This window comes from Burkholderia sp. MR1-5-21 (genome assembly GCF_053427715.1).
In genome coordinates, this window is the sequence record NZ_JBSAXD010000011.1 from 214,152 (window position 1) to 239,196 (window position 25,045).

The 25,045-nt window shown below is 65.2% G+C and carries 22 protein-coding genes; 10 read left to right on the plus strand and 12 right to left on the minus strand.

All coding sequences use genetic code 11. The annotated features are described in order from the left end of the window. From ACV229_RS17510 to aldA, 5 genes are all read right to left on the minus strand, one after another. Complete coding sequence (locus ACV229_RS17510; RefSeq protein ID WP_448084363.1) at positions 1-1,362, minus strand: acetate kinase; 1,362 nt, start codon at positions 1,360-1,362, stop codon at positions 1-3. Positions 1,363-1,860: 498 nt separating this feature from the next. Beyond that, positions 1,861-3,531: a GMC family oxidoreductase gene (locus ACV229_RS17515; protein WP_448084364.1), complete on the minus strand. Its 1,671-nt coding sequence runs from the start codon at positions 3,529-3,531 to the stop codon at positions 1,861-1,863. 16 nt (positions 3,532-3,547) lie between these two features. Next, entirely contained in the window at positions 3,548-4,765 is a 1,218-nt protein-coding gene (locus ACV229_RS17520; protein WP_448084365.1) for a mandelate racemase/muconate lactonizing enzyme family protein, read from the minus strand. After that, positions 4,762-6,129, minus strand: a complete 1,368-nt coding sequence (locus tag ACV229_RS17525; RefSeq protein ID WP_448084366.1) for an MFS transporter — start codon at positions 6,127-6,129, stop codon at positions 4,762-4,764. The genes ACV229_RS17520 and ACV229_RS17525 overlap by 4 nt, the downstream gene beginning before the upstream one ends. A gap of 126 nt (positions 6,130-6,255) precedes the next feature. Next, positions 6,256-7,680 (minus strand): aldehyde dehydrogenase, encoded by a 1,425-nt coding sequence (gene aldA, locus ACV229_RS17530; RefSeq protein ID WP_448084367.1) that lies wholly within the window; start codon positions 7,678-7,680, stop codon positions 6,256-6,258. Between the two features lie 595 nt (positions 7,681-8,275). Here aldA and ACV229_RS17535 point away from each other — a divergent pair. From ACV229_RS17535 to ACV229_RS17545, 3 genes are read left to right on the plus strand one after another with little or no spacing between them, the layout of a single operon-like run. Next, on the plus strand, positions 8,276-8,752 hold the full coding sequence (locus tag ACV229_RS17535) for a contractile injection system protein, VgrG/Pvc8 family (protein WP_448084368.1): 477 nt from the start codon (positions 8,276-8,278) through the stop codon (positions 8,750-8,752). Continuing rightward, complete coding sequence (locus ACV229_RS17540; protein WP_448084369.1) at positions 8,739-10,964, plus strand: peptidase M23; 2,226 nt, start codon at positions 8,739-8,741, stop codon at positions 10,962-10,964. The genes ACV229_RS17535 and ACV229_RS17540 overlap by 14 nt, the downstream gene beginning before the upstream one ends. Positions 10,965-10,980: 16 nt before the next feature. Beyond that, a complete protein-coding gene (locus ACV229_RS17545) occupies positions 10,981-11,655 on the plus strand; it encodes a hypothetical protein (protein ID WP_448084370.1) in 675 nt (224 codons plus the stop codon). A 111-nt stretch (positions 11,656-11,766) separates the two neighbouring features. Here the strand turns inward: ACV229_RS17545 and ACV229_RS17550 are convergent, their stop codons facing one another. Beyond that, positions 11,767-12,705 (minus strand): LysR substrate-binding domain-containing protein, encoded by a 939-nt coding sequence (locus tag ACV229_RS17550; RefSeq protein WP_448084389.1) that lies wholly within the window; start codon positions 12,703-12,705, stop codon positions 11,767-11,769. 389 nt (positions 12,706-13,094) lie between these two features. On the opposite strand from ACV229_RS17550, the gene ACV229_RS17555 reads away from it, so the two are divergent. Further along, positions 13,095-13,970, plus strand: coding sequence for a LysR family transcriptional regulator (locus ACV229_RS17555; RefSeq protein ID WP_448084371.1), 876 nt, complete (start codon positions 13,095-13,097; stop codon positions 13,968-13,970). A 223-nt stretch (positions 13,971-14,193) separates the two neighbouring features. On the opposite strand, the gene ACV229_RS17560 is transcribed toward ACV229_RS17555, so the two are convergent. From ACV229_RS17560 to fae, 5 genes are all read right to left on the minus strand, one after another. Beyond that, positions 14,194-14,547 (minus strand): hypothetical protein, encoded by a 354-nt coding sequence (locus ACV229_RS17560; protein ID WP_448084372.1) that lies wholly within the window; start codon positions 14,545-14,547, stop codon positions 14,194-14,196. Beyond that, positions 14,544-15,269: a hypothetical protein gene (locus tag ACV229_RS17565; protein ID WP_448084390.1), complete on the minus strand. Its 726-nt coding sequence runs from the start codon at positions 15,267-15,269 to the stop codon at positions 14,544-14,546. The genes ACV229_RS17560 and ACV229_RS17565 overlap by 4 nt, the downstream gene beginning before the upstream one ends. Before the next feature lie 238 nt (positions 15,270-15,507). After that, the gene (locus tag ACV229_RS17570) at positions 15,508-16,959 is read right to left on the minus strand and encodes an NAD-dependent succinate-semialdehyde dehydrogenase (RefSeq protein WP_448084373.1); all 1,452 of its coding nucleotides are present in this window, start codon (positions 16,957-16,959) and stop codon (positions 15,508-15,510) included. Positions 16,960-16,974: 15 nt separating this feature from the next. Beyond that, complete coding sequence (locus ACV229_RS17575) at positions 16,975-17,997, minus strand: aldo/keto reductase (protein WP_448084374.1); 1,023 nt, start codon at positions 17,995-17,997, stop codon at positions 16,975-16,977. 40 nt (positions 17,998-18,037) lie between these two features. After that, entirely contained in the window at positions 18,038-18,562 is a 525-nt protein-coding gene (gene fae / locus ACV229_RS17580) for a formaldehyde-activating enzyme (protein ID WP_448084375.1), read from the minus strand. A gap of 331 nt (positions 18,563-18,893) precedes the next feature. On the opposite strand from fae, the gene ACV229_RS17585 reads away from it, so the two are divergent. The 4 genes from ACV229_RS17585 (at position 18,894) to ACV229_RS17600 (ending at position 21,788) form a co-directional block, all read left to right on the plus strand. After that, entirely contained in the window at positions 18,894-19,811 is a 918-nt protein-coding gene (locus ACV229_RS17585; protein WP_448084376.1) for a LysR family transcriptional regulator, read from the plus strand. Positions 19,812-20,055: 244 nt separating this feature from the next. Continuing rightward, entirely contained in the window at positions 20,056-20,400 is a 345-nt protein-coding gene (locus ACV229_RS17590; protein ID WP_448084377.1) for a hypothetical protein, read from the plus strand. Between the two features lie 128 nt (positions 20,401-20,528). Further along, a complete protein-coding gene (locus ACV229_RS17595) occupies positions 20,529-21,107 on the plus strand; it encodes a hypothetical protein (protein WP_448084378.1) in 579 nt (192 codons plus the stop codon). 207 nt (positions 21,108-21,314) lie between these two features. Further along, on the plus strand, positions 21,315-21,788 hold the full coding sequence (locus ACV229_RS17600; RefSeq protein ID WP_448084379.1) for a cupin domain-containing protein: 474 nt from the start codon (positions 21,315-21,317) through the stop codon (positions 21,786-21,788). 72 nt (positions 21,789-21,860) lie between these two features. Here ACV229_RS17600 and ACV229_RS17605 read toward each other — a convergent pair whose 3' ends face one another. After that, positions 21,861-22,736, minus strand: coding sequence for a LysR family transcriptional regulator (locus ACV229_RS17605; RefSeq protein WP_448084380.1), 876 nt, complete (start codon positions 22,734-22,736; stop codon positions 21,861-21,863). A 177-nt stretch (positions 22,737-22,913) separates the two neighbouring features. Between ACV229_RS17605 and ACV229_RS17610 the strand changes: the two genes are divergently transcribed. Both ACV229_RS17610 and ACV229_RS17615 read left to right on the plus strand, forming a co-directional pair. After that, a complete protein-coding gene (locus ACV229_RS17610) occupies positions 22,914-24,233 on the plus strand; it encodes a DUF3422 family protein (RefSeq protein ID WP_448084381.1) in 1,320 nt (439 codons plus the stop codon). A 28-nt stretch (positions 24,234-24,261) separates the two neighbouring features. Beyond that, complete coding sequence (locus tag ACV229_RS17615; protein ID WP_448084382.1) at positions 24,262-24,453, plus strand: hypothetical protein; 192 nt, start codon at positions 24,262-24,264, stop codon at positions 24,451-24,453. Positions 24,454-25,045 lie beyond the last annotated feature (592 nt).

Here is a 25,045-nt window from a genome sequence, read left to right on the forward strand (position 1 = left end):
TCAGAACGCGATCGGCACGCGCATCGTCACGACCACGTCCGGCGTGTCGCGCGTGAGGCCTGCGCCGATCGACAGGTTCAGCGTGGTCTTCGGCGACAGCCGATACGAGTAGCCGACGAGCAGCGTGCCGAGGATCACGCGCACCGAGCCCGGCACCGTCTGGCCGTTCTGTGTCGTCGGCAGCACGATGCTCTGGTCGTAGCCGAGGCTCACCGATGCCTTCTCGTTCAGCGCGAGGCCCATGCCGATGTTGAAACCCCAGATATCGCCGGGCTGCACGCTGCCGAGGAAATCCTTCTGCCCGTTGAGAATCGTGAGGCTGAGATTGTCGCGTCCGAAGCTGTGCAGATAGCTGAAGTTGCCGAAGAACACCACCGGGTCGCTCGGAAAGAGCCAGGTGAGGCCCGGCTGGATCGCATAGAAGCCCGAGCCGGTCGGCTGTTCGAGCGGCAGGCCGGTGCCGGTGGTGTTGCCGACGCAGCGCGTGACGCAATCGGTGACGACGTCGAACGGGCTCTTGCCGGTGGCGGTCTTGAAGCGGAGCCAGCCGATGTAATAGAACTTGTCGGGACCGCCGTTGTTGAACTGGTAGCGCAGCGTCATTTCGACATCGCCGAGACCTTTGCCGTGGCTGTTGAACGCATTGTCCTGCGCCGAGCCAGTGAAGATCTCCCGGCTGACCGTGTCGGTCGTCGAATACACGTAGGGAATGCGGACTTCGACTTCCATCCGGTTGCTGATCCCGTAACGCGCGGCGACCGCAGCCGTGAGCGTCGTCGTCTTGACTTCCCGCACGTCGATCAGGCCGATCAGCAGTGCCGGGATGATCGTGTAGCCGACGAGTGCGACGCGGTCCGACGACGAATAGCCGAACTGGAACGACGGCTCGACGACGAACGTGTGCTTGGGCGTCAGCACGCCCGGCTGATCGAAGATCGGCGCGACGGGCGGTGGCGCGGTGTCCGGCACCGGCGCCTGGCCGACCGGCTGGCTCGGCGCCGGGACGGATTCGGCCGCGGCCTGCACGTTGCCGGAGGTGCCGGCTGCCGCTGCGGCGCCGGTAGCGGCCGGTGGCGCGGAGCCGCCGGCGCCGCCTGTATCGCCGGTGCCCGCGCCGCGCCTGGCCGAGAGCTCGCGGGCGTCGAGCGCCCGGCTCAGGCGCGACAGATTCGCTTCTTCGTCGGCCAGCTTGCGCTTGAGCGCGTCCAGCTCCTTCAGGTGGTGATCGACTTCCTGGCGCAGCGCGGAGATGTTCTCCTGCGTCGACTGAGCGTCAAGCGATTGCGCCTGCGCTTCGGCTTGAAAGAGCAGCACGCTTGCATAGGTGATGGCACGGATATGGCGAAATGGCATGCGCTTCACGGTGCGTCTCCATGATCAGGCTTGCAGATTCACCCCCGGCGCACGTCGCTCCGGATCGCTTCGGATCGCATCACGGGTCGGCCGAACGCGCATCACGTCACATGCCGGCCAAAGGATGTCTCTCTGGCGGCATCGACGTGTGCGCGATCGAGCGCGATGAAACTTCGGCAACGAGGCTGCGCGCCGATACGGGATCGTCGCGCGCAAAACGTCACCACACTGTCACTTTCCGCCGGTCGAACAACGCGGCGGCAGACTTCACGAAGCTAGTTCAGGCAGGCGTCGAAAGCCAACCAGACAAACCCTTGCTCGCGCGCGGAACGCGACACGGACACACCTGTTTCCCCCGGGGGATACTTTCAAAACCGAATGCACGTTTCGCGCCTGTGGAACGCGTGTCGTGAGCCTGATCGCGAACACCATGCCGGTCACCCTCTCGTCCGGATTTGCCCGTATGCGAGCGAGATCGACAAGCGAGGGGGAGCCGATCCTGCAATTTCACGCGGTCTCGCGTTCGCCCGCCGGCACGCCGGCCGCCTTGCTTCCCGGCGCATCCGCTAGGATCAGGTCCGCGCCTTTCTCCGCCACCATCATCGTCGGCGCATTGATGTTGCCCGCCGTGATGTTCGGGAACACCGACGCATCGACGATCCGCAAGCCTTGCAGCCCATGCACGCGCAGCGACGCATCGACGACCGACGTCGCCGCGTCGGGTCCCATCGCGCACGAGCCGCACAGGTGGTAGATCGATCCCGACTGCTCGCGGAAGTATTGCAGCAGCGCGTCGTCCGACGCGACCTGCGGCCCCGGCGAGATTTCCTCGACCGTCATCGCCTTCAGCGCCGGCGCACGCATCAGCGCGCGGATCACCTTGCTGCCCTGCACGGCTTCGTCGAGATCCTTCTGCGTGGTCAGCGCGTTGATGTGGATCTTCGCGGCATCTTCCGCGCGGTTCGACGCGATCTCGATCGAGCCGCGGCTCGTCGGCCGGCACGGGTTGAACGCGATCAGGAAGCCCGAGTACGGCTCGGGCTTGATGCTCGCACGCTCGCTCTTCGGAATCCGGTACGACAGCGGGTTGAAGTAGAGCTGGAGGTTCGGCTCCTGCGCATCGGCCGACCCGCGAAAGAAGCCGCCCGCCTGGTTCACGCTCATCGCGAGCGGGCCGCGCTTCGTCAGCAGGTAGCGCAGGCCGATCTTCAGCTTGCCGACGAGCGTGCCCATCTCGTCGTTGAGCGTCGGCCGGTTCGCCTTGAAGTAGAAGCTCACGCACAGGTGATCCTGCAGGTTGCGGCCGACGGCCGGCAGCGCATGCACGACCGGCACCCGATGGCGCGCGAGCAGCGCCGGATCGCCGACGCCCGACAGTTGCAGCAGCTTCGGCGTGTCGACCGCGCCGGCCGCGAGAATCACCTCGCGCGCGGCGTCGATCGTCTCGTCGCCATCCCCACCGTCTGCGCCGGCCACGACGACGCCCACCGCGCGCGTGCCGTCGAACTTCACGCGGCGCACGAGCACGCCCGAGCGCAGCGTGAGGTTCGGCCGGCTCAGCGCCGGACGCAGGTACGCGAAGCTGCTCGAACAGCGTTCGCCGTTCTTCGTGTTCAGGTCGTAGATGCCCGCGCCTTCGAACTGCGCGCCGTTGAAGTCGTCGCTGCGCGGCAGCTTGAGCTGCTCGCAACCCTTCAGGAACTCGTGGACGATCGGATGCACGTCCGCCTTCATCGACGTGATGTGGATCGGTCCGCGCGTCCCGTGGTATTGCGGATCGGTCGCGCCGGCCGGGTGCGTCTCGAGCTTGCGGAAGTACGGCAGCACGTCGTCGTACCCCCAGCCCGGATTGCCGGCGGCTGCCCAGTCGTCGTAGTCGCTGCGCTGGCCGCGCACATAGACCATCGCGTTGATCGAGCCCGACCCGCCGACGACCTTGCCGCGCGGGCAGTACAGCTTGCGGCCGGCAAGCTGCGCTTCGGGCTCGCTGTAGTACATCCAGTTGTAGTGGCGGTTGTAGTAGGTCTTCGTGAAGCCTACCGGCACCTTGAACCAGAAGGAGTCGTCGTTGCCGCCGGCTTCGAGCAGCAGCACCGAATGCCGGCCCGATTCGCTCAGCCGGTTCGCGAGTATGCAGCCGGCCGAGCCGGCGCCGACGATGATGTAGTCGTAGGTCATGTCGTGTCCTTCGGCGTCAGCCCTTCGCGGGCGCGAGATCCTTCACGTCGACGGGCTTCTCGCCCATCTGCAGGTGCAGCCGCTCGCCCGTGTACGGCGCGTTCCGCTTCACGACGTCCATGTCGAGCTCGATCCCGAGCCCCGGCTCGGTCGACGGGATGATGTAGCCGTCTTCCCAGCGGATCGGCGTCTTCACGACTTCCGCATGGAAGCCGCCCCACGTCATGATGCTTTCCTGGATCAGGAAGTTCGGCGTGCACGTCGCGAGCTGGATGCTCGCGGCCGCGCCGACCGGGCCGTTGTACAGGTGCGGCGCGATCTGCGCGTAGTGCACTTCGGCGAGCGTCGCGATCTTCTTCGCTTCGAGCAGGCCGCCGACGCGCGCGACGTTCAGTTGCAGGATCGACGCGCCGCCCGCCTGCAGCAGCGTGTGGAATTCGTACTTGGTCGTCAGGCGTTCGCCGGTCGCGATCGGAATCGACGTGTGCTTCGCGACCTGGGCGATCGCTTCTTCCTGCCCCGGCGGCACAGGCTCCTCGAACCACAGCGGATCGTATTGCTCGAGCCGCTTCGCGAGCCGGATCGCCGACGACGGCACCATCTGCCCGTGCGTGCCGAACAGCAGGTCGGCCTTGCTGCCGACAGCTTCGCGTACCTTGCGGCAGAACGTCTCGCAGCGGTCGAGCACTTCCAGCGACAGCTGGTGGCCCGAGTAGGCCGTGTACGGGCCGGCCGGATCGAACTTGACCGCCGTGAAGCCGAGCTTCACGTTCTCGGCCGCGCACTCGGCGGCGAGATCGGGGTCGTCGTAGTCGTATTCGCCTTTCGCATTCTTCGGGTACAGGTACGTGTACGAGCGCAGGCGCTCATGCACGCGGCCGCCGAGCAGTTCGTACACGGGTTTGCCGGCGGCCTTGCCGATGATGTCCCAGCACGCCATCTCGAGGCCGCTCACGACACCCATCATCGTCAGGTCGGGCCGCTGCGTGAAGCCGCTCGAATACGTCTGGCGGAACAGCCGCTCGACGTGATGCGGATCGTGGTTCAGCAGGTAGCGTTCGAACACGTCTTCGATGATCGGCGCCATTGCCTTCGGATGGAACGTCGCCGCGTAGATCTCGCCGATGCCTTCGATCCCGTCGTCGGTCCTGAGCTTCACGAAGATCCAGTACATCCCGCCGACGTGCGGCGGCGGCACGGCGACGATGTGGGTTTCGAGCGAGACGATCTTCATGCGGACTCCTGGTGGCGGTTCAAGCGTTGTTTGAGGATGGCCGCCGCGCCCGCGCCGCAGAGCGCGATCGCCGCGATATAGCCGAAATACAGCTGGTAGCCGTGCGCGCCGGGATACGCCTGCGTCACGTAGCCGTTGATCAGCGGCACGAACACGTCCGGCGAATAGCCGATCACCGAGATCAGCCCGATCGCGAGGCCGGCGCAATGGGGCGGCACCTTGCAGTCGTCGAGCAGCGACCAGTACAGGCCGCGCACCGCGTAGGTCAGGATGCCGATGAACAGCACGAGCACGACCAGCATCGCCTGCGGGCTGTGCGGCGGCGCGGCGATCAGGCCGACGAGCGACAGCGCCGCGAGCACGAGCGCCCAGAACAGCACGGACACCTTCGATACGCGGTCGCCGAGAAAGCCGCCGCCGATGCCGCCGACGGGGCGCATCCACAGCTTCAGCGTCGTGATGAAGCCGGCCGCCGTCACGCTGAGTCCGAAGTTGCCTTCGTGCAGGTAGGCCGAGAAGCTGAAGGTCGCCCAGAACACCTGGTAGCCGCAGAACACGATCGCCGCGACGAGCCACAGCTCGGGGATCGCCGCGAGCGTCTTCAGGTCGGTGAGTACGTTGCCGGGGCGGCCCGTGCCGCGGCGGCCGCTTGCTCCCTTTGCTGTTGCCGTGGCGGCGGCGCGCTGCGCATCGTGCGCGGGTTCCTTTACGAGCGCGAGCAGCACGCCGAGCGCGATGCAGACGAACGCGTACAGATGCACGACGAGCGTGAAGCCGGCGGCGTCGGTGCTGCCGCGCGTCTGCGTGACGTATGCGAACAGCGTGATCGCGATCGTCGCGAGCAGCGCCTCGACGAGGCCGCGGCCGCCGTCGAGCAGGCCGAAGAAGCGCCCCTGCTCGTCAGGGCCGGCAATCATGTTCACGCGCTTGATCACGGCCGCCCAGAACGTGAGGCCCGTCGTCAGGCCCCAGCCGCCGAAGATCAGCACCAGCGCGTGAAACGATGGCCCCGTCGCATAGACGAGCCCGAGCGCGCCGGTCGCGATCAGCGAGAAGCAGATCAGCCAGCGCGGCGACAGACGGTCCGCGAGCCAGCCGCTCGGCAGGTAGCTGACGAGGAAGATCGTGCCGAGCGACGAGTACAGGTAGCCGAGCTGCACGTCGTCGATGCGGAAGAACTGCAGCATCGTCGGCTGGTACACCTGCCGCAGGTACAGCATCGGGTAGATCGCACCGGCGGCGATCACGAGCAGCAGCAACTGCAGGTAGCGTTGCGCGCGGGAATCGTGCGCAGCATGCGCATCGGCGGTTGATGCGAGCGACGGCGGAAGCGCCGGCGCAGGTGTCGACGGTTGGGTCGGCATGGTGTCTTCCTCCGGGAGATCGCCGCGATGCGGACGTCTCCGTGTCTCTTTGTGGTGATGGATCGGGGGGGCCGGTGCGCGGGGCGGATTCGCGCCGCGTGCCGGCAGTCAGCGGCCGGTGGCCGTTCAGTACTTCATGACGACGAGGCGCGTCTGCGTGAATTCGAGCATCCCGTGCTTGCCGTCGTCGCCGCCGAGGCCCGAGCGTTTCCAGCCTGCGTGGAAGCCCTGGTACGGATCGGCGGGCGTGCGGTTCACGTACAGCTCGCCGGCCTCGATCGCGTTCGCGACCTGCATCGCGGTGCGGTAGTTCTCCGTGTAGAGCACCGACGACAGCCCGAACTGGTGGTCGTTCGCGAACGCGAGCGCGTCGTCGATCGTCCGGTAGCGGAGCACGGGCATGATCGGGCCGAAGGTTTCCTCCTGCACGATCTCCATGTCCTGCCGGCAGCCGGTCAGGAGCGTCGCCGGATAGAAGAAGCCGGGGCCGTCGGGCACGACGCCGCCGGTTTCGAGCGTCGCGCCGTCCGCGATCGCGCGCTGCACCATCCCGTGGATATGCTCGCGCGCCGACGCGCTGACGAGCGGCCCCATCCGCGACGGATCGGCCGCGCGGTCGCCGATGCGGATCGCGCCCATCTTGTCCTTCAGCAGCGCGACGAAGCGGTCGTGCACGCTGTCGTGCACATATACGCGTTCGATCGCCGTGCAGAGCTGGCCGCAGTGCGTCGTCTTCGACGCGACGAGCGCGGCGGCCGCGCGTTCGAGATCGGCGTCCGGCTCGATGATCGCGGGCGTCTTGCCGCCGAGTTCGAGCGACGGCTTCGCGATGTTCGCCTTGCAGTAGTCGAGCACCTTGCGGCCCGCGTTCACGCTGCCCGTCAGCGTGATCATCCCGACCGCCGGGTGGGTGCACAGCGCTTCCGCCGTCGCGTGGTCCATCGTCAGGATGTTGACGACGCCGGCCGGGAAACCCGCGTCGTCGACGGCCTTCGCGATCTCGAATGCGGACACCGGCGTGTGGTTGCTCGGGCGCACGACCACGGTGTTGCCGGCGATCAGCGCGGGCGCGACCTTGCGCAGCAGCGTGTAGACGGGGAAGTTGAACGGGATCAGGCACGCGACGACGCCAATCGGCTCGCGGTGCAGGAACAGGTTTTCGTCGGGCGTGTCGCTCGGGATGATCTCGCCTTCGATCCGGCGCGCCCATTCCGCGTGGTAGCGGGTGATCTGGCCCGCGTAGACGGCCTCGTTCGACGCGTCCTCGACGCTCTTGCCGGATTCCAGCGCGAGCGCCGCGCCGATCTCGGGCGCGCGGGCGGTCAGCGCGTCGGCGAGCTTGTGCAGGTACGCGGCCCGCTCGGCGCTCGGCAGCTTGCGCCATGCCTTCTGCGCGGCGGCCGCGGCGTCGACGGCGGCGAGCGCTTCGGCGGGCGACGCGGCGGGCACGCGCGCGAACGGCTCATCGGTGGCGGGATTGCGGACAGCGATGAATGCGTCGCTTACAGGGGCGACGAATCGGCCGTTGACGTAGTTGCGTTCGGTACGCATGAAGAGGCTCCTCCGATGGATGGCGGGCGGATCGCTGCGGGTGGCGAAACGCGCGTCACGGGACTGGAGTCATTTTGGTCATGCGTTTAATGCACGACAAACGACTTATTTTCTCGGAAAACGTGAGAAAAACGCATGTTAATCGGTCGATCGGGCGGAATCGCCTGTCTGGCGGGCGGCCGGGCGTTACGGTGTGCGCGGCGAGGGGGGCGCGATAGTTCGAAATCAAATTCGAACTCGTCAGATGGACATTGTTCTGATGAATTGTTCTACTGCGCTGGGTTCGACGGCATCGGGTTCCCGGAACTGCGGCGGACGCCAGTGCCGCCACGCAACTCTTCCGAGCAATAGCCGCCATGCAAAGCATCCAAGATGTGCTCAAACATTCGAGCACGATCGTTACCCAGTCTTTCCATCTTGAGATCGCGACGATGGCGTCTCCGCTCGCCGCGTACGCGTTCGAACCCACGGAGGCGATCAACATGCCGTTCTGGCCGGCCTCATTAACTTCGACGAACAGACACGGTGGGTCAGTGTCGAGCGGCTGGCGGTCTTCATTATCGACGAGCACGTCTCAGCGCCGTCAACGCCGGGGATGATTGAGCCGATTCTTCACACCGCACGCATCGTGCACGGCATCGTCACGCCGTGGACGCGAATCAAGACGACACGGGACGAATCGACCTACCAGCTGCGTCTGAAGCCGTTCCTCGCGCTCCTCGAATCGGTCCATGACTCGGCAGTGTTCGTGGACCGATCGTTTCGCGAACTGAATCGCCGATGCGATCGTCGATCGCAACCTGTTCGAATCCTGCGACGTCGAATTCGCGCTCGAAGGACTCGACGACAAATTCGAGCAGCCCCTTATGTGCATTCAAGATCAAGGCTGGATCGTCCGCGTTCGAGCAGTCCGGCAGCGCCCGCTCATCATCGCCCACGCTACCCCAAAGTAGCCCGAATCCACTCGACAACTGCTCTCTCTCGCACTGACGCCCATGATTATCAGTCCGCCTTTCCTGCCCCATGTTCCTGCGGGTTCAACGGCAGAAGATCCGTTGATGGATGTACTTGACACGATGACCGACAACGACGGCACCTATCCGATCGCTTTCGATCGCCGCTGGCATGCCGGCCTGCATCTCGTTCCGTGGGATGACCGCTCGCTGCCGGTGCGCGCCATCGCGGACGGCGAGGTCGTCGCGTACCGTATTTGCCAGCACCCGATCGCGGATGTTCATAACAACAAGAACACCAACGCCGGGTTCGTGCTGCTCAAGCACAGGACCGAGACGGGCGAAGGCAGGACGCTTACGTTCTATTCGCTGTACATGCACCTGTGTGACCTGACTACCATGATGCAGGACGGCATTCTGCCGCCGTCGAGCATGCCCGAGTGGCTTCGGCACGACACCGAGGGCCCGGTCTCCGGTGACGGCAAGAAAATTCGCCGCAAGGACATCCTCGGCTACGTCGGGCAGTGTCAGGATGGTCAGTGGCATGTGCACTTCGAGATCTTCATGAAGCCGGGCGATTTCGAAGCCTACTTTGGCGCGACACAGTTGGGGCATCAGTCGGTCGAGACCGCGCAGGGGGACGACTGCTGGGGGCACTGCCACTACATGATTCCCACAGATCAGACCTTTTTCGCACAGCCGCCGGGTGTGGACGCGCTCAACAAGCTCAACGAAATCGAGTTTCCTCGGAAACTGAGCGGGCAGAACGAACATCCGTTGCATGTCGAGGTGTTCTTCCACAAGGGAGACAAATGCACGAACGTATGGAGCGTGGCAGACGACGGAAGCCGGACGCTGTTGACCGACAAGCCAGTCAGCGAGCCTGCATTTGAATATGACATGTACGAGCGGGCGAGTGCGCTGTATCCGGGTTGCCCGAGCGATGGCTACGAGATGCTGCGGTTCGGGCGGATTCTCGGAAAGACCGAATCTCCCGCGACATGGTATTGCATCCCGTTCGCCAGTGGGCAGCAGGGCTATCTAGACATCAGCAAATCGGCGATCAAAAAGCTGTCGGACTCAGATTTCCCGCCCTTCATGGGGTGGCGGAAGATACAGGCGTCGGCCGATTCGCCGTTCGACGCGAACGGTCTGTGGGATCTGGATAAGCTCAAGGCCCTTGTCCGTGCAGCCGTCGGAAACGTCGAACTTCCCGGAGCCAACTCGCCGACCGACCCGCAGACTGCACCGCAGAAGAACGAGGCGATGCGGCACTACGTAAGTGACTCGGACCACCGGGCGGTCCGGGACCTGCTGCGTGGATTCATCTGCGAGGCGCCGAGCGAATGGGACAGCGCGAATCTTGAATCTCGCTACCGAAACCTGCTGGACGAAGGTGAACACTTCGAGGGCAACCAGGATGCCTACAACCAGTTTCTGGAATTCGTGACAGAGCTTCAGTTCTGGGATAAGACCGACCTGCCTTCCGGAGGGAAGGTGTGGTTCTTCCATCCACTTGCGTTCATTCGGCATTTCAGAAGATGTAGGTGGTTAAGCGCGGCAGATCTAAGAAGAGTGTTTCCACCAACAGCTCTGCGTCTGGCGTCCGCCTCGAAATGGGTTTCAGAGCCGGTGCGCCCGCAGATAGCCGCCGTAAATGAGTTTTCCATCGAACTGAATAAGGCGATGCGCAAGTATGGTATTCAGACTGCATTGCGGCAGGCAGCATTTCTGGGTAATGCGACACAGGAAACGCAATGGTTTCGGCTGCTGGCAGAGGGCTCGCCTGACCGTCAGCGATACTTCCCGTGGTTCGGTCGTGGATGCTTGCAATTAACTTGGCCCGACAACTACGTTAAGTACTGGCGTTTTCGCGGTCGAAAGGTGGACCAAACACTGGCGGACCGACTGCACCATGCTGCTTCTACGTCGAATCGCATGCGTAACAATGCGGGCTTGGTGGCTGCGGACGCCTATGTGCCTACTGATATGAAGAAGTGGCGGGACGATGTGGCGACGCTAGAATTTGACGCATCTGACAGTGCTGGCGCGTACTGGGCATGGTCGAATGCGGCCAGGCCTGCCGACGAGCCGCCGGCTTTGCGACGTGAGACGAAACATGTCGGCAACACGTCGAGGCCCTTTTACAGTAGCGAACCGTTCGGAAGAGTTGCGGCCACGGTGAATGTCGGGTATCCATCAAGCAATTTTTCTGCAATCAATGGTCTTCAGGCGCGATATCAGGCGTATACGGCTGCGCTTGTCATATTAACGGAAGGGATTTGGTTCCCTGGTGCGGATGGGGCGATGAAAGAACTTCCTGACTGGTAACGCGGGGGTTATTCAGATGAAGAAACTGATTCTTGGCCTCTGTGTAATTGGCTTGGCCGCATCACAAACCTTCAATACTGTTGGCGCTTGCGAATCCATTCACAATTCGACCGAGGAATCGACAACGGTTGAGCATGTTGTCGGTTCATGTAGGTTCAGTATCGCGAATATGTTTGGTGGTGAGTTTCGGGCGCCTCGCCCTGATAGCTCGCCGCCACGGCAGGGCGCGTACTACCTCCCCATAACCGGTCCGATGGCCTTTCGAGCTGGTGGTTTCGGCATGGTCTGTGTAGACGCCAACGAAGAGCGAATTACTACAGCCCAGAATGCGAAGTACGTTGATGGCCAATGGTTGAGGTATGGTCCGGTTGATGGACCTGAGTTTGTTCCATTCGATAAGCAGGCGAATGCTCGAACGATCCCGCTGAAGGGGAAAAATTGGGCCGGGATAGCGTACACCGAGGATGAGACTACGGGTGACGAGCGGCGTCGGGCTCGCGTTTTCCATTTCTGCCTGACTCACGACACCCATGCGTTGTGCGGAAACACTCCGGTTCAGTGGCTAGCAGATCGAAAGATGCGCAGCGATCTTAATCGGATTAAGGCGATTCTTGAATCCGTCGAGTTTGTTGACATCCCGACGCCGACCGGTGCCAGTGACGCAGCCGGCACAACAACCCTCGATAGATAAAGCAGGCGTTGTGATGCATCGCCCTGTTCGCGTTCGCGATCAATTGAAGCACGGCGACCAAAATTATTTTTGAAAGATGTATGAAGTCTCTACGGGCAACGTAGCGCCCAGTCAGCCCAGCGGCGGTTGCGGCAGAGGCGACGACGGCTCGAGGTGGCGCTTCGACAGCCACACTTCCTGCTGCAGCCAGTCGCGGAACTGCACGATGTGCGGCAGGTTCGTCTGCTCGGGGCGGGTGACGAACCAGTACGACTGGTGGCCGTCGACATGCACGTTGAGCACCTGCATCAGCTGGCCGGTTGCGAGTTCGCGCGCGACCATGTGGCGGTCGGCGATCGTGATCCCGAGGCCGTCGATCGCCGCGCGGATCGCATGGTCGAGCAGGTCGAATTCGTAGCCGCCGCGCGTGTCGACGTCGGCGATGCCGGCCGCCTTCAGCCAGTGCTGCCAGGTCAGGTAGCGCTGGTCGTCGGTCGCGAGCACGTGCAGCAGCGTGAAGCGGTTCAGGTCGATCGGCGCGCCGTCCTGCCGCAGCCGCGCGTACAGCGCGGGCGCGCAGACGGCGATATGCTGCTCCTGCATCAGCAGCGCATTGTCGAAGCCGTCCCATTCGCCGTCGCCGAAACGGATCGCGCAGTCGAGCACGCGCGATTCGCCGAGGCTGTCGTGGATCCGCGTGGTGAGGCTCAGTTCGAATTCCGGATGCGCGTCGCGCAATCGGCCGAGACGCGGCATTAGCCAGCGCGCGGCGAAGGTCGGCGGGACGTTCACGCGCAGCCGGTTCAGGTGCGTCTTTTCCTGCAGGCTGCGCACCGTCAGCTCGATCTTGTCGAACGACTGCTGCAGCGCGCGCAGCAGCACGCGGCCGGCCGCGGTCAGCTCGAGCTGGTGGTGACGGCGTTCGAGCAGCGTCTCGCCGAGTTGGCCTTCGAGCTGCCGGACCTGGCGACTCACCGCGCTCTGCGTGACGTTGAGCAGTTCCGCGGCGCGCGTGAAGCTGCCGGTGCGGCCGGCCATCTCGAAGGCTTTCAGCGCGTTCAGCGCCGGCATCTTGCGTCTCACGGGCGTCGTTGTCGGTCAGTGAAGGGATGCTTATTGTAGGCGCGCGGGCGGCGGTGGATGGCGTGCGACGGGGCTTTGGCGCGTGGGCGGCGGTGAATCGCATGCGACGGGGCTTTGGCGCGCGGGCGGCGGTGGATAGCATGAGCGGGGCCTGGCGCGCAGCCGGGTGGTGCACGGCATGCGGCTGGCTGCGCCCCGCGCGAGCCGCTTGACGCGTGCGTCCGGCGAGCCGCGCACCGCCCGCGGAAACATCGCGCGCGGCGCGATATCAGGGTTTTCACTGCCTGCCGGGCGTTGCGCTTATCTGCCATAAAGCTGCCCGCATCCATGCCGGCGGGGCCACCCGGCAGAACGACGGAAGAGAGGAAACGGACATCATGCGACGCTTGCCATCGCTGCTTGCCTTGCGATTTTTCGAGGAGACCGCGCGTCATTTGAGCTTCAATCGCGCGGCCACGTCGCTGTGCGTCACACAGGGCGCGGTGAGCCGGCAGATCCGGCTGCTCGAGGACGCGCTCGGCGCGCGCCTGTTCGAGCGCGATCACAAGGGCGTGCGGCTCACGGACGCCGGCGAGCGGCTGTTGCCGTTCATCGAGCAGGCGTTCGACACGATCGAGCGCGGTGTCGGCGCGATCGCGGCCGCGCGGCCCGGCGCGAAGCGTCGCCTCACGGTGTCGCTGCCGCCGACGTTCGCGACGCAATGGTTTTCGCCGCGGCTCGGCACGCTCGCGGAGGCGCTGCCCGACGTCGACCTGTCGATCCGCACCGAGCCGGCCGACGACTGCGATTGCCATATCCGCTTCGGCCGCGCGGCGCGGCCGGGCATGCAATCGGAACTGCTGTTGATGGAGCGCCACGCGCTCGTCGGCGCGCCGCGCTTCCGGGGGGCGCCGCTCGACACACTGTTCGGCAGGGTGCCGCCGCTGCATGTGCTGCACGAAGGCAAGCGCCTGACGCTGTGGGCGGACTGGTGCGCGCAGGCCGGCGTGAGCATCGACAGCATCGGCGACGGCATCGAATTCTCGACGCTCGAGCAGGCGATCCATGCGGCGCGCAAGGGCGCGGGGCTCGCGGTCGTCGACCTGAACATGATCGAGGAGGAACTCGGCGAGGGCAGCCTCGTGCGGCTGTCGCCGGTGCAGGCGATCGGGCCGTTCGGGTATTGGCTCGATGTCGCGCCGGTTGGCGTCGCGGTCGAGCACGTGCGTGCGTTTGCCGAGTGGTTGAGGGAGCAGGCGGCGAGGAAGGGGTAGCGGTGCGGAACGGATCTCGTCTCGCGCGGTCGGTTGGTTTGTTGCTTTGGCAAGGATGGCTTGCCGATCGTTTTGGCGGCGATTTCCCAATCTGTCAGAGACTGTTACCAACTGGAGATCATCATGATCAGTGTCGAACTGGGACGATGACTGGAGCAAGAATGCCGCTCAGTAGTACGACTGAACGGCATGATGACTATGGCCTTCTCGTTGCCGCGGCAAGCTACAGATCGGGATTCTGTCCGAAGTGCATGAGCGTTTCCCGGCGAGCCATGGCCTCGGCCTCGGCGTCCGAGAAAATGGGCAACTTGCACTTCGCGGGATCGATGCGCCCCACGTTGAAGACTTTTCTTGGCGGCTGGGGTGCCGGCTCGCTGGCCGGCCGTGCGACAGGTTCGACGGCGGACGTGCGCATGACGCTCGCCAGGCTCTGACGGAGTTCGTTCGCGACGAGCTCTTCAATGAGTTGCCTGACTTCCGAGCGAAGAACGGGACGATGCTCGCTCATCGTGCGACCGCGCCGCGCCGCAGGCCGCGCGATTCGGAATCCAGCGATCGGACTGTGCTTTTCGGTCATCCGTAAATCCCCTTTTCGATCAAGTAGGCTTGCAACGCCAGCACGGACTCGCCATGCGGCGCAACGTCGAATGTGACCCAGCGATGAGATCCAACTGCTCGCCAGAAGTCTCTCCCGAACCGAGTTGCGTAGAGTGCGCGCAGTGACCGAAGTGACCCGTCGGCTAACCCGACCGGGTATCCCTGGAAATACTGGAAAAGTGTTGCTTCGTCGCTGTGCTCGCCGGGAATGGGCGCGTCGAAGCCGAACCTCGGCCACGCGTAGTATCCATAGAGCCGCGGGCCGCCGGGTTCCGGCGCCGCCTTGCGGCCGCCCATTGCCAAAGCGCTGATCCGGGCGATTCCCAACGTATCACATGCCCGAACAATTCTCCAGAGCATCGCCGCTCCGAGTCCGGCGATTGCGTTGTCAGCCAGGTCGATTGTCCTGAGTTCGAGCACCCGTGCGTCAGAGATTTGGACTACCGATATGCGATTCTCGGACCGAATCAACGTGGGGTGAGTGACGGCGAATGTCAGTCTGCCCGCGCTGTCGAGATAGGCCTGGATGTCCGACCCGGCCGGCGCTCCGCATAACGAGACGAGCAGTTCGTCGGAGACTTCACCCTCCACGCCAAGCAACGCGGCGATGTCCAGATCGTTTCGATCGATTGCCAGTCGATCGTCGAAAAACGTCGTCTCGTACGGCAACGTATGGCCGAGATCGACACGTTTGGTAACCATAGTGGAGACGTTGAGCGGAAAGATCCCAGCATATCGCCGCGAATCCGGCAGGCCGAGTCCACCAAATGGCCAGGTGGAAGACGGGGCGGCTGACCTTGTCAGCCGGAACCCGCTTGCTTTTCGTCTATGCCCCGACGCCTCCTCGAGCGTCGGATACCGCGTCTCCGGCACCCACGCGATCGACACGATCATCCCGACGAGCAGCACGCCCGCGAGCGTGCACATCGTCGCGTGAAGATCAACGGCCAAGCCCGGCCATCAGCGTGTACTTCAGTTCGACGTATTCGTCGATGCCGTACTTCGAGCCTTCGCGGCCGAGCCCCGACTGCTTGACGCCGCCGAACGGCGCGACTTCGGTCGAGATGATCCCGTCATTGACGCCGACCATCCCGCTTTCCAGCGCGCCCGCGACACGCCACGCGCGGCCGAGGTCGCTCGTGTAGAAGTATGCGGACAGCCCGAACGGCGTGTCGTTCGCGGCGGCGATCGCTTCGTCCTCGGTCGCGAAGCGGAAGCATGCGGCGACCGGGCCGAAGGTTTCTTCGCCGGCGATCAGCATGCCGGGCGTCATCCCCGTCAGCACGGTCGGCTCGTAGAACGTGCCGCCGAGCGCGTGACGCCGGCCGCCCGTGAGCACGTGTGCGCCCTTGGCCGTCGCGTCGGCGACGTGCGCCTCGACCTTCGCGAGCGCCGCCGCGTTGATCAGCGGCCCCTGTTCGACGTCGCCCGTGAGCGCATTGCCGACGCGCAACGTGCGCACGGCCTCGGCGAGCTTGCGCGTGAACGCGTCGTACACGCCGTCCTGCACGAGGAAGCGGTTCACGCATACGCAGGTCTGCCCCGTATTGCGGAACTTCGATGCGATCGCGCCAACGACTGCCGCGTCGAGATCGGCATCGTCGAACACGATGAACGGCGCGTTGCCGCCGAGTTCGAGCGACAGCTTCTTCAGCGTGTCGGCCGACTGCTTCGCGAGCAGCTTGCCGACGCGCGTCGAGCCCGTGAACGACAGCTTGCGCACGGCCGGCGATTCAGTCAGCACGGAACCGATCGCCACAGCGTCGCCGGACACGACGTTGAACACGCCGGCCGGGATGCCCGCGCGCTCGGCGAGCACCGCGAGCGCGAACGCGGACAGCGGCGTCTCCTCCGACGGCTTCAGCACCATCGTGCAACCGGCCGCGAGCGCGGGGCCGGCCTTGCGCGTGATCATCGCGAGCGGGAAATTCCACGGCGTGATCGCCGCGACGACGCCAACCGGCTCGCGCGTGACGACGATCTGCGAATCCGGCTTCGGGCTGGGGATCACGTCACCGTACATCCGTTTCGCTTCTTCGGCGAACCACTCGAGAAAGCTCGCCGCGTAGCCGACCTCGCCGCGCGCCTCCGCGAGCGGCTTGCCCTGTTCGCGCGTGAGCAGCTCGGCCAGCGCGTCGCGATGCTCGAGCATCAGTTCGCCCCAGCGCTTCACGCGCGCGCCGCGCTCCTTCGCGGTCAGCGCGCGCCACGCGGGCCATGCACGTTCGGCCGCCGCGATCGCGCGCCGCGTTTCGTCCGCGCCGCCCTTCGCGACCTGCGCGACCGTTTCGCCGGTCGCCGGGTTCAGCACCGCGTAGGTTGCATCATCGTCGCCGCGCGGTTCGTGCCATTCGCCGCCGATGTAGTGTCCGGTTCTCAGAAATTCGCTCATCGTGATTCGATTCCTTCAGTCTGCCGCGAAGCTGCCTTGCGCCGGGCGCGACTCGCGCGCGATGCGCTTGCCGGCCGTGTAGTCGTTGATCAGGTCGCACGGCGTGTAATTGCGTTCGAGCTCGTACAGCTCTTCGTCGGTGAGCTGCGTTTCGAGCGCGCCGAGCGCACTGTCGAATTGCGCGACCGAATCCGCGCCGACCAGCACGCTCGCGACACCCTGCCGGCCGAGCACCCACGCCTGCGCGATCTGCGCGGGCGGCACGCCGCGCCGCTTCGCGACTTTCGCGACCGATTCCGCGATGGCGCGCGAGGCCGGGTCGCCGTACATCTGCGCGGTGAAGAAGTCGGTCTGGTTGCGCGTCGATTGCGGTTCGCAGGTCAGCAGGCCGCGCGCGAGCGGGCTGAACACCGACACGCCGACGCCCTGGTCGACGCAGTACGGCACCATCTCGCGCTCTTCCTCGCGATACGCGAGATTGAGTTGCAGCTGCATGTTGATCGGCTTGTCCCAGCCGTTGCGCTCGCATGCCTGCATGATCTTCGCGAACTGCCACGTGTACATCGTCGATACGCCGATGTAGCGCGCCTTGCCGGCGCGCACGATGTCGTGCATCGCGCTCATCGTTTCCTCGACCGGCGTGTTCACGTCGAAGAAGTGCAGCATGTAGATGTCGACGTAATCCATCCCGAGCCGCGTGAGCGAGCCGTCGATCCCGTCGAGGATGTGCTTGCGCGAGTGCCCGCCCGCATTCGGGTACGCGCCCATGTCGTAGCCGACCTTGGTCGTCACGACGATTTCGTCGCGGCGCGCGGCGCGCTTCAGGATGCGGCCGACCACTTCTTCGCCGACGCCCGTCGAATAGAAGTCGGCGAGATCGATGAAGTTGACGCCGGCGTCGAGCGCGTGGCGCACGATCGGCTCGCTTTGCGCCTCGTCGAAGATCCACGGCTTCCATTGCGGGGTGCCCATGTTCATCGTGCCGAGACACAGGCGCGACACCTTCAGGCCGGACTGGCCGAGGCGGACGTATTCCATGTTTCCTCCATGCGCGGCCGTGCCGGCTGCGCGTTGTTTTTCAGCGTTGCTTGGGCGTGTAGAACGGATTCGAGACCTCGCGCGCGGCGGCGAACACCGCGTCGCGGTGCGGCAGGCCTTCCATCGCCGCGACGATCGCGTTGCGGCATGCGCGGTAGTTGTTCTCGAACACCGCGTCGAGATCGTCGGTCTGCGGGTTGACCCAGTTCGCCGACACGACGACCCAGTCGTTCTCCGCTTCGGGCGGCAGCGTGCCGTTCTCGAGCGCCTCGGCGACCGCCTTCGCGATGCCTGCCTGCGACGCACCCCACGTCGCGTTGCCGTGGAAGTCCCCGACGATCTGCGCCTTGTTCACGTAGAGCGTGAGCGGCTTGGTCGGCACGCCGGGCTGCGCGATCACCACGAACGGCGCGTGGCCGGCGGACGGCGTCGCGAGCGCGGTTGCGAACGCCTGCCCGGCGGGGCCGTCGCGCGGGCCGATCAGCACGTTGATGTGCGCGAGGTTGACGCCGGGGCCTTCGAAGCCTTCGCCGATGTACAGCGACTTGCGGGGAGAAGAGGTCATTGCGATGTCTCGTCGATGAGGTTGTGACGTTGAGTGGGGCGATTCTGGGTGGCCGCGACGCCGCCCGTGAAACGATGTTTCCTGATCGGGGTATGAGGTCCGCTCATCTCCGGGTAATCCCTTTGGGATGCCGCTCGAAGCCCGCCGTGCGGGGCTCCGGCGGATCCATGCAGGCGCGCCGCGGCCGCCGGGCGCGTCCGCTCACGCGCGCCGGCTCCGGGTTTGTCATACCCGATCAGGGGTTGGAGGGCCGAACGTGTTGGACAACAATCGGCGTACTCGAAACCCTATCTTTCGTCCGCTCATCCATTTTCGAAAGCGAGTAATTCCGATGGTTGCCATTCAAAGTCCCGATTGGTCGAGGCTGAGCTCGCTCGACCCGGAGCTGATCCGGGCGTTCGTCGCGGTCGTCGAAAGCGGCGGCTTCACCGCAGCGGCCCGGCAGCTGCATCGCACGCAGTCGACGATCAGCCTGCGGATCCGCACGCTCGAGGACCGGCTCGGCACCTACCTGTTCATGCGCAACAGCCGGCGGCTCGAACTGTCGCGCGACGGCGAGAACTTCCTGATCTACGCGCGGCGCATCATCCAGGTGCAGAACGAAGCGATCATCGCGCTGAAGCAGAGCAGCAGCCATCACGGCGCGCTGCGTTTCGGACTGCCGGAGGACTATGCGGAACTGTGGCTGCCCGACCTGCTGAAGGCGTTCTACGCGCTGCGGCCGGGCGCGCGGCTGCACGTGCATTGCCGGATGTCGCTCGAGCTGCTCGAGCGGCTGCAGGCCGGCGAGCTCGACGTCGCGCTCGTCGTGCGGCATGGCGCGCAGGCGGGCGGCCGGCATCTCGGCCGCGAGGAAGTGGTGTGGGCCGCGCATCGGGACTTCGCGCTCGACCCACAGGCATCGGTGCCGCTCGCGCTGTTTCCGGAGACGTGCTGCTATCGGCAGCGCGGGCTGCAGGCGCTCGCGTCGATCGATCGGCCGTATCACGTCGTCTATACGAGCCAGAGCCCGACCGGCATCAAGGTCGCGGTCAATCACGGCGCCGCCGTGACGATGATCGACCGCTGCACGCTGCCTGCGAACTGGCGCGTGCTCGGCGCTGAAGAAGGCCTGCCGCCGCTGCCGCCCGCCGATCTCGAGCTGCATCGCTCGCCCGGCATCTGCGATCCGTCCACCGACGACCTCGCGTCGCTGGTCGAGTCGATGGTCGACGAGCGGCGGCGCGCGTCGGTCGAGGCGTTCGCGTAGCGCGCGGGGAGCGGTCGCGCGGGTCGCAGCGAGTTCGCGCAGGCGGGGCGTGCGACGCGAAGTCGCCGGAGCGGGTGGCCTTCGGCGCTGCGCGTGCGCCGTGACGCATCGCGACGATGCGTGAATGCGGGGTCTGAACGACACGCATTCTTTTCGCCCGCTGCCCGGTTTTTTGCACCGCCTTTATACCGGTTCTTCTAAGCTCGAACTGTCCTGACAAGCCGAACCGGCTCAACTCCGCCACATGGTTCCGAACCGACTCGCCACGGCGCCGCTCCGCGCGGCGCCTGCCAAATCGCCGATCCCGCCCGACAACGTCATCCCGTTTCCGTCACAGCGCCTGCTGGTGCCGGTGACGCTCGCATCCGGATCGGACGGCCTCACGCGGCAGCGGCTGACGACACTGCTGCGTTCCCCGCTCGGCGTCTATGTGTCCGGCATGCGCGCCGTGCACAACGAGATTCGCGTGCTGCTCGACATCGCGTCCGAAGACATCGATTTCACGTTGCATACGCTGATCGGCCTGCTGCCCGATGCGACGATCGGGCCGGCTACATGGCGCTCGCGAGCCGCTGTCGCGAGCAGGTAAGCGACGCGGGCAGCGCTCGACACGATGTTGCGTGTCGCACGTTGAACCGCCGGATTCCCCGGGCGTCAGCGTGACTTCCGCGCTCGCGCGTCGATACGCGCGGCGCCGTCTACGAGAACGGACAAGCTATGTACCTGACAGAAAATCTGCGTGTTGCGGTTGCGCGTGTCGCGTCGCCGCGGGTTGCGCGTGCACTCTCGCGCGTGCAGTTGCCGTCGAATTCGCAGCTCGAGCGGCAGGTCCGCGCGACCGTGCGAACCGCCGACGTGCTGCTGAGGCAGGCGATCGGCGTGCCCGAGCATCATGAATGGTCGGTCGACACCGACTGCCTGAACGCGATCGGCGGACCGCTCGCGGTGTGGGATTCATGCATCGCATTCCGCATTTCCAGGGCGTTCGCGCCGACGCTCGATGCCGCCGCGCGTGCGCGGGATCCGGAGCAGGTGGCGGTCGAGATCTGCCTGATGCTCCCCGAGCAGCACTATGCGGTCGGGCGGCGCGTCGGCACGTTCGGCAAGCATCACGGCAGCCGGTTCGGCGCGCGGCTGTCGGTGCAGTCGGGGCCGCAAGGGCCCGGGCAAGGCGTCGAGCACGTCGACGTGACGAATCGCCGGCTCGAAGGCGCGACGCTGGAAGGGCTCGTCGACGAGATTGCCGCGGTCGTGAACGCGGCGTTGTGTGCCGCGGCGCCTTCCACGGAAGTTTGACTTCCCGGCGTTCGGCATTCGTCAGATCGTGCCGGCCCGGCCGTTCCGGGTTTGTCTCACTGGCATCGTGCAGTGCCTCTCCTATGTTCGATAAAGCTTCGCTGCGAACAGCTATTCGCTGTCGAACGGCAGCGTCGGTGCGGGAAACGGCGAAGTCCTGGTGCGTGGCCGGTCCGGCCGCGCCGTGGCCGTCACAAGGAGAGCACAATGAAAAGCAGGCAATTCTCGATTCCCGTGCTGGTCGTCGCGGCCTGTCTGGCCGCGCCGCCGACGGGATGGACGCAGTCGGCGAGCCAAGTGATGATCGTGACGCCCGACGAAATCAAATGGGAAGATTTTTCGCTGGTGCCTGGCGCAAAGATCGCGATTCTCGAAGGAAAAATGGACAAGAAGGGGCCGATCGTCGCGCGCGTCAGATTACCGGCCAACGCGAAGGTCGCACCGCACTGGCACCCGAACACCGAACGGGTCACCGTGCTGTCCGGCATGTTCAACTACGGGATGGGCGACACGCTCGACCCGGAGAAATCGCGGCCGCTCGGGCCCGGCAGCATGATCGTGATGCCGCCGAGGATGCACCACTTCGCGTGGACCAGCGAAGAAACCGTGCTCCAGATCAACGTGAACGGGCCGTGGGGGATCGTGTATGTGAACCCGGCGGACGATCCGAGAAAGAAGTGAGTGCGGCAGCGCGCGTGACCGCGGCCGCCGCCGGCGCACCGTTTGACCGCGCACGCGCACTCACGCTTGCACTTACGCGTCGCCCGTCTGCCCCGTCTGCCGCTGCAGATCTTCCATGATCTGTTCCGCGAGGAAGTCGCACGGCGGCCGCTTCGACTTCGTGCTGCGCGCGAGGATCAGCTCGAGCGGCGGCAGGTCGGGCAGCCCGTGCGAGCGGCCGAGCACCGTCAGTTGCGACGGAATCGCGCAGCGCGCGAGCGGCGCGACTGCGAGCCCCGCTTCCACCATGCTGATCAGCCCGAGCAGGCTCGGGCTTTCGTACGAGGTCCGGTACGGCAACTTCGCGCGCTCGAGGCTGCGGATCGCGTTTTCGCGCGCGACGCTGCCCGGCATGAACACCGCGATCGGCAGCGGACGTTCCTCCCATACGCGCGGCCCGTTCGTCATCGCCGCCCACGCCATCGGCTCGTGCCGCACGAAATCGCCGGACAGTCCCTTCACGCGCGTGCCGCACACGAGATCGACGGTGCCGTCCTTGATCAGCGGCGCGAGCGCGCTGCTCGGCAGCCCGATCACCTGGATCTCGACCTTCGGATACGACGCCGAGAATTTCTTAAGCACTGAAGGAAGAAGCGACGACGCATAGTCGTCCGGCACGCCGATCACGACCTTGCCGGTCACTTCCGGCCGCACGACGGCCGCCCACGCCTCGTCGCGCAGCGCGAGCATCCGCCGGGCAAAGCCCAGCAGCACCTCGCCCTCGCGCGTCAGCACGATGCTGCGCGGACGGCGCACGAACAGCGGCCGCCCGAGCGCATCCTCGAGACTCTTGATCTGCATGCTGACGGCGGATTGCGAGCGGTTCACGGCTTCGGCGGCCCGGGTCATGTTGCCGGTCTCCGCGACCGCGACGACGGTGGCGAGCACGTCGTGATCGAGCATCTTCATCGGTATCAGGAAAACTGAACGTAACGATCAGCATTATGCGTTTTTATTGTCGTTATGTGTCTGCCATAGTGCACTCACGCTAGCGATTCCGCTGCGGCTGACGGTGCGTTGCGCCTAGGGCATGGCATGTCGGTATGTCGAAGCCGCGGCGTTGAACAAGGAAAAAGTGGTGTATCGATGATGGACCATCCGTTGCGCGCCGCTCTGGCCGCGGAATTGCATGCCCGGCCGTTCCTGCGGCTGGCCGAATCCGTTTCGCTGACCCATTACGCGATCTATTCGGACGGTCAGCCGGACATCCACGACACGCTGCTGCACACGCTGTGCCGCGACGCGGGCCTCCCGTCGCCGCAAGACGGCGCAACGCACCACGCGGTGCAGTCGCTGAGCGGCTGGTACCTGAAGTGGGAGCGGCACACCGAATTCTCGACCTTCACGTTCGTCGCGCCACGCCGCGACACCGGCTATTTCGACGATCTCGCGATCGAAGGGATCCCGCCCAGCTGGTTCGCACGCCTGAACGGAATCCGTTTCGTCGCGGTGCGGATGGAGCTGGTGTCGGGCGCCGCCGCGAAGCTCGTCTGCGGCGACCTGCGCCGCTGGATCGACGGACCGATTCTCGTCGGCAGCAACGTGCTCGGCGGCGGCAAGGTGTTCTGCGACTGGCACGTGCGGCCCGACGGCTTCATGCGCTTTCTCGTCGTCGACGAGGATTTCCGCGAAGAGCAGGGCGGCCGCCTGCTGCAGCGTCTCTATGAAATCGAAACGTACCGGATGATGGCGCTGCTCGCGCTGCCGGTCGCGCGCCGGATGAGCCGCGAGCTCGACGACATCCACGCGTCGCTGCAGGCGCTGATGCAGAGCATGGACGCGAGCGGCGCGAACGGCGACGATGCGGCGCTGCTGGTCAGGCTCACGCACCTGGCGGTGCGCGTCGAATCGCTGTCGGGGTCCGGCGGACGCTTCAGCGCGTCGCGTGCGTACGAGAAGCTCGTGCTCGCGCGCATTCACGAATTGCGCGAGGAACGTATCGAAGGCATGCCGACGATCGCTGAATTCATGGAGCGGCGCTTCGCGCCGGCGATGGAGACCTGCCGCAGCGTGTGGGCGCGTCACGAACAGATCGCGGCTCGCATCGCGCGCGCGGTCGACCTGCTGCGCACGCGCGTCAATCTCGCGCAGGAAAAGGACGTCACGCGGCTGCTCGCCGGCATGGAGCGCACCGCGCGCAACCAGTTGCATCTGCAGCACGCGGTGGAAGGCCTGTCCGTCGCGGCGATCTCGTATTACGTGCTGTCGCTCGCAGCGGCGGCATTCAAGGCACTGCACGTGCTCAGCCTGCCGGTCGATCCCGAGCTGGCGGAAGGCCTGCTGATCGCGCCGGTCGTGCTCGCGGTGATCCACATCACGCGGCGCACGCGCGCGCAGCTCGCGCATGCGGAAGCCGCACACGACGGCGAGCCGTCGCGTGCGGTGAAATTGAAGCAAGTGGCATAGACCATCTATTGCATACATAGGAGTGGAGATGACTTTTTCGCAGATGAAGCCCGAGTTCTTTGTCGGGATGGACGATTTCGCAGACGCGGCAGGCGATGACGCGGACGACGTGCGCGTGTCGTCGTATCAGGCGGTGCTGCAGGAGCCGACGGTGTCGCTCGTCGGCAGCCAGTTCGACCGGCCGGATGTCGCGACGGTCGCGATTCTCGGGTACAACTGAGCGCGCCCTCCCGGGCATTCGCGGACGGCTGCGCGAACTCGGCACTCACCGGTGTGATGACGCGCGTGGTCGTTTGAAGCAGGCCGATTACGCAAGGGCCGGTCATATCGATGGCCGGCCTTTTCATGTCCGCCGCTGTCGGTGCATTGCGAAGGGCGCGATGCGTCGATCAGGCCGTCGTGTTTGCCTGGTGCGCTCTCCGTCGCCGTGCGGCCTTGAGCCGCGCGCGCAGCCTTTGTCGTGCCGTGTTCGAACGCGTGCGCGGCTGCACTCCGATCGGTTCCCTTGCGTTGCACCAGCACCGCTGTGCGTTTCCCCGCACCGAGTTTCCAGCATGGCGGCCGGGCCGCTTCTCGGCCCGGTTCTCTCCCCGCTTCCAGTTCTGCTTCCCGCCCCGTTTTTCTCCCCCGTTTTCCCGCTCGTTATTACATCGATTCCGCTCAATGTCCGGAACGGAAAGTCGCGATCCATAAATTTTTTGACGGGTTTAAAAATTCGCACTGGAGACAACAAACCATGCGGAAAGCCCGATGAAACCCGACAGTACCCCTGAAGCCGCGCGCCGCACGACGACGGCGACGCTCAAATCGAC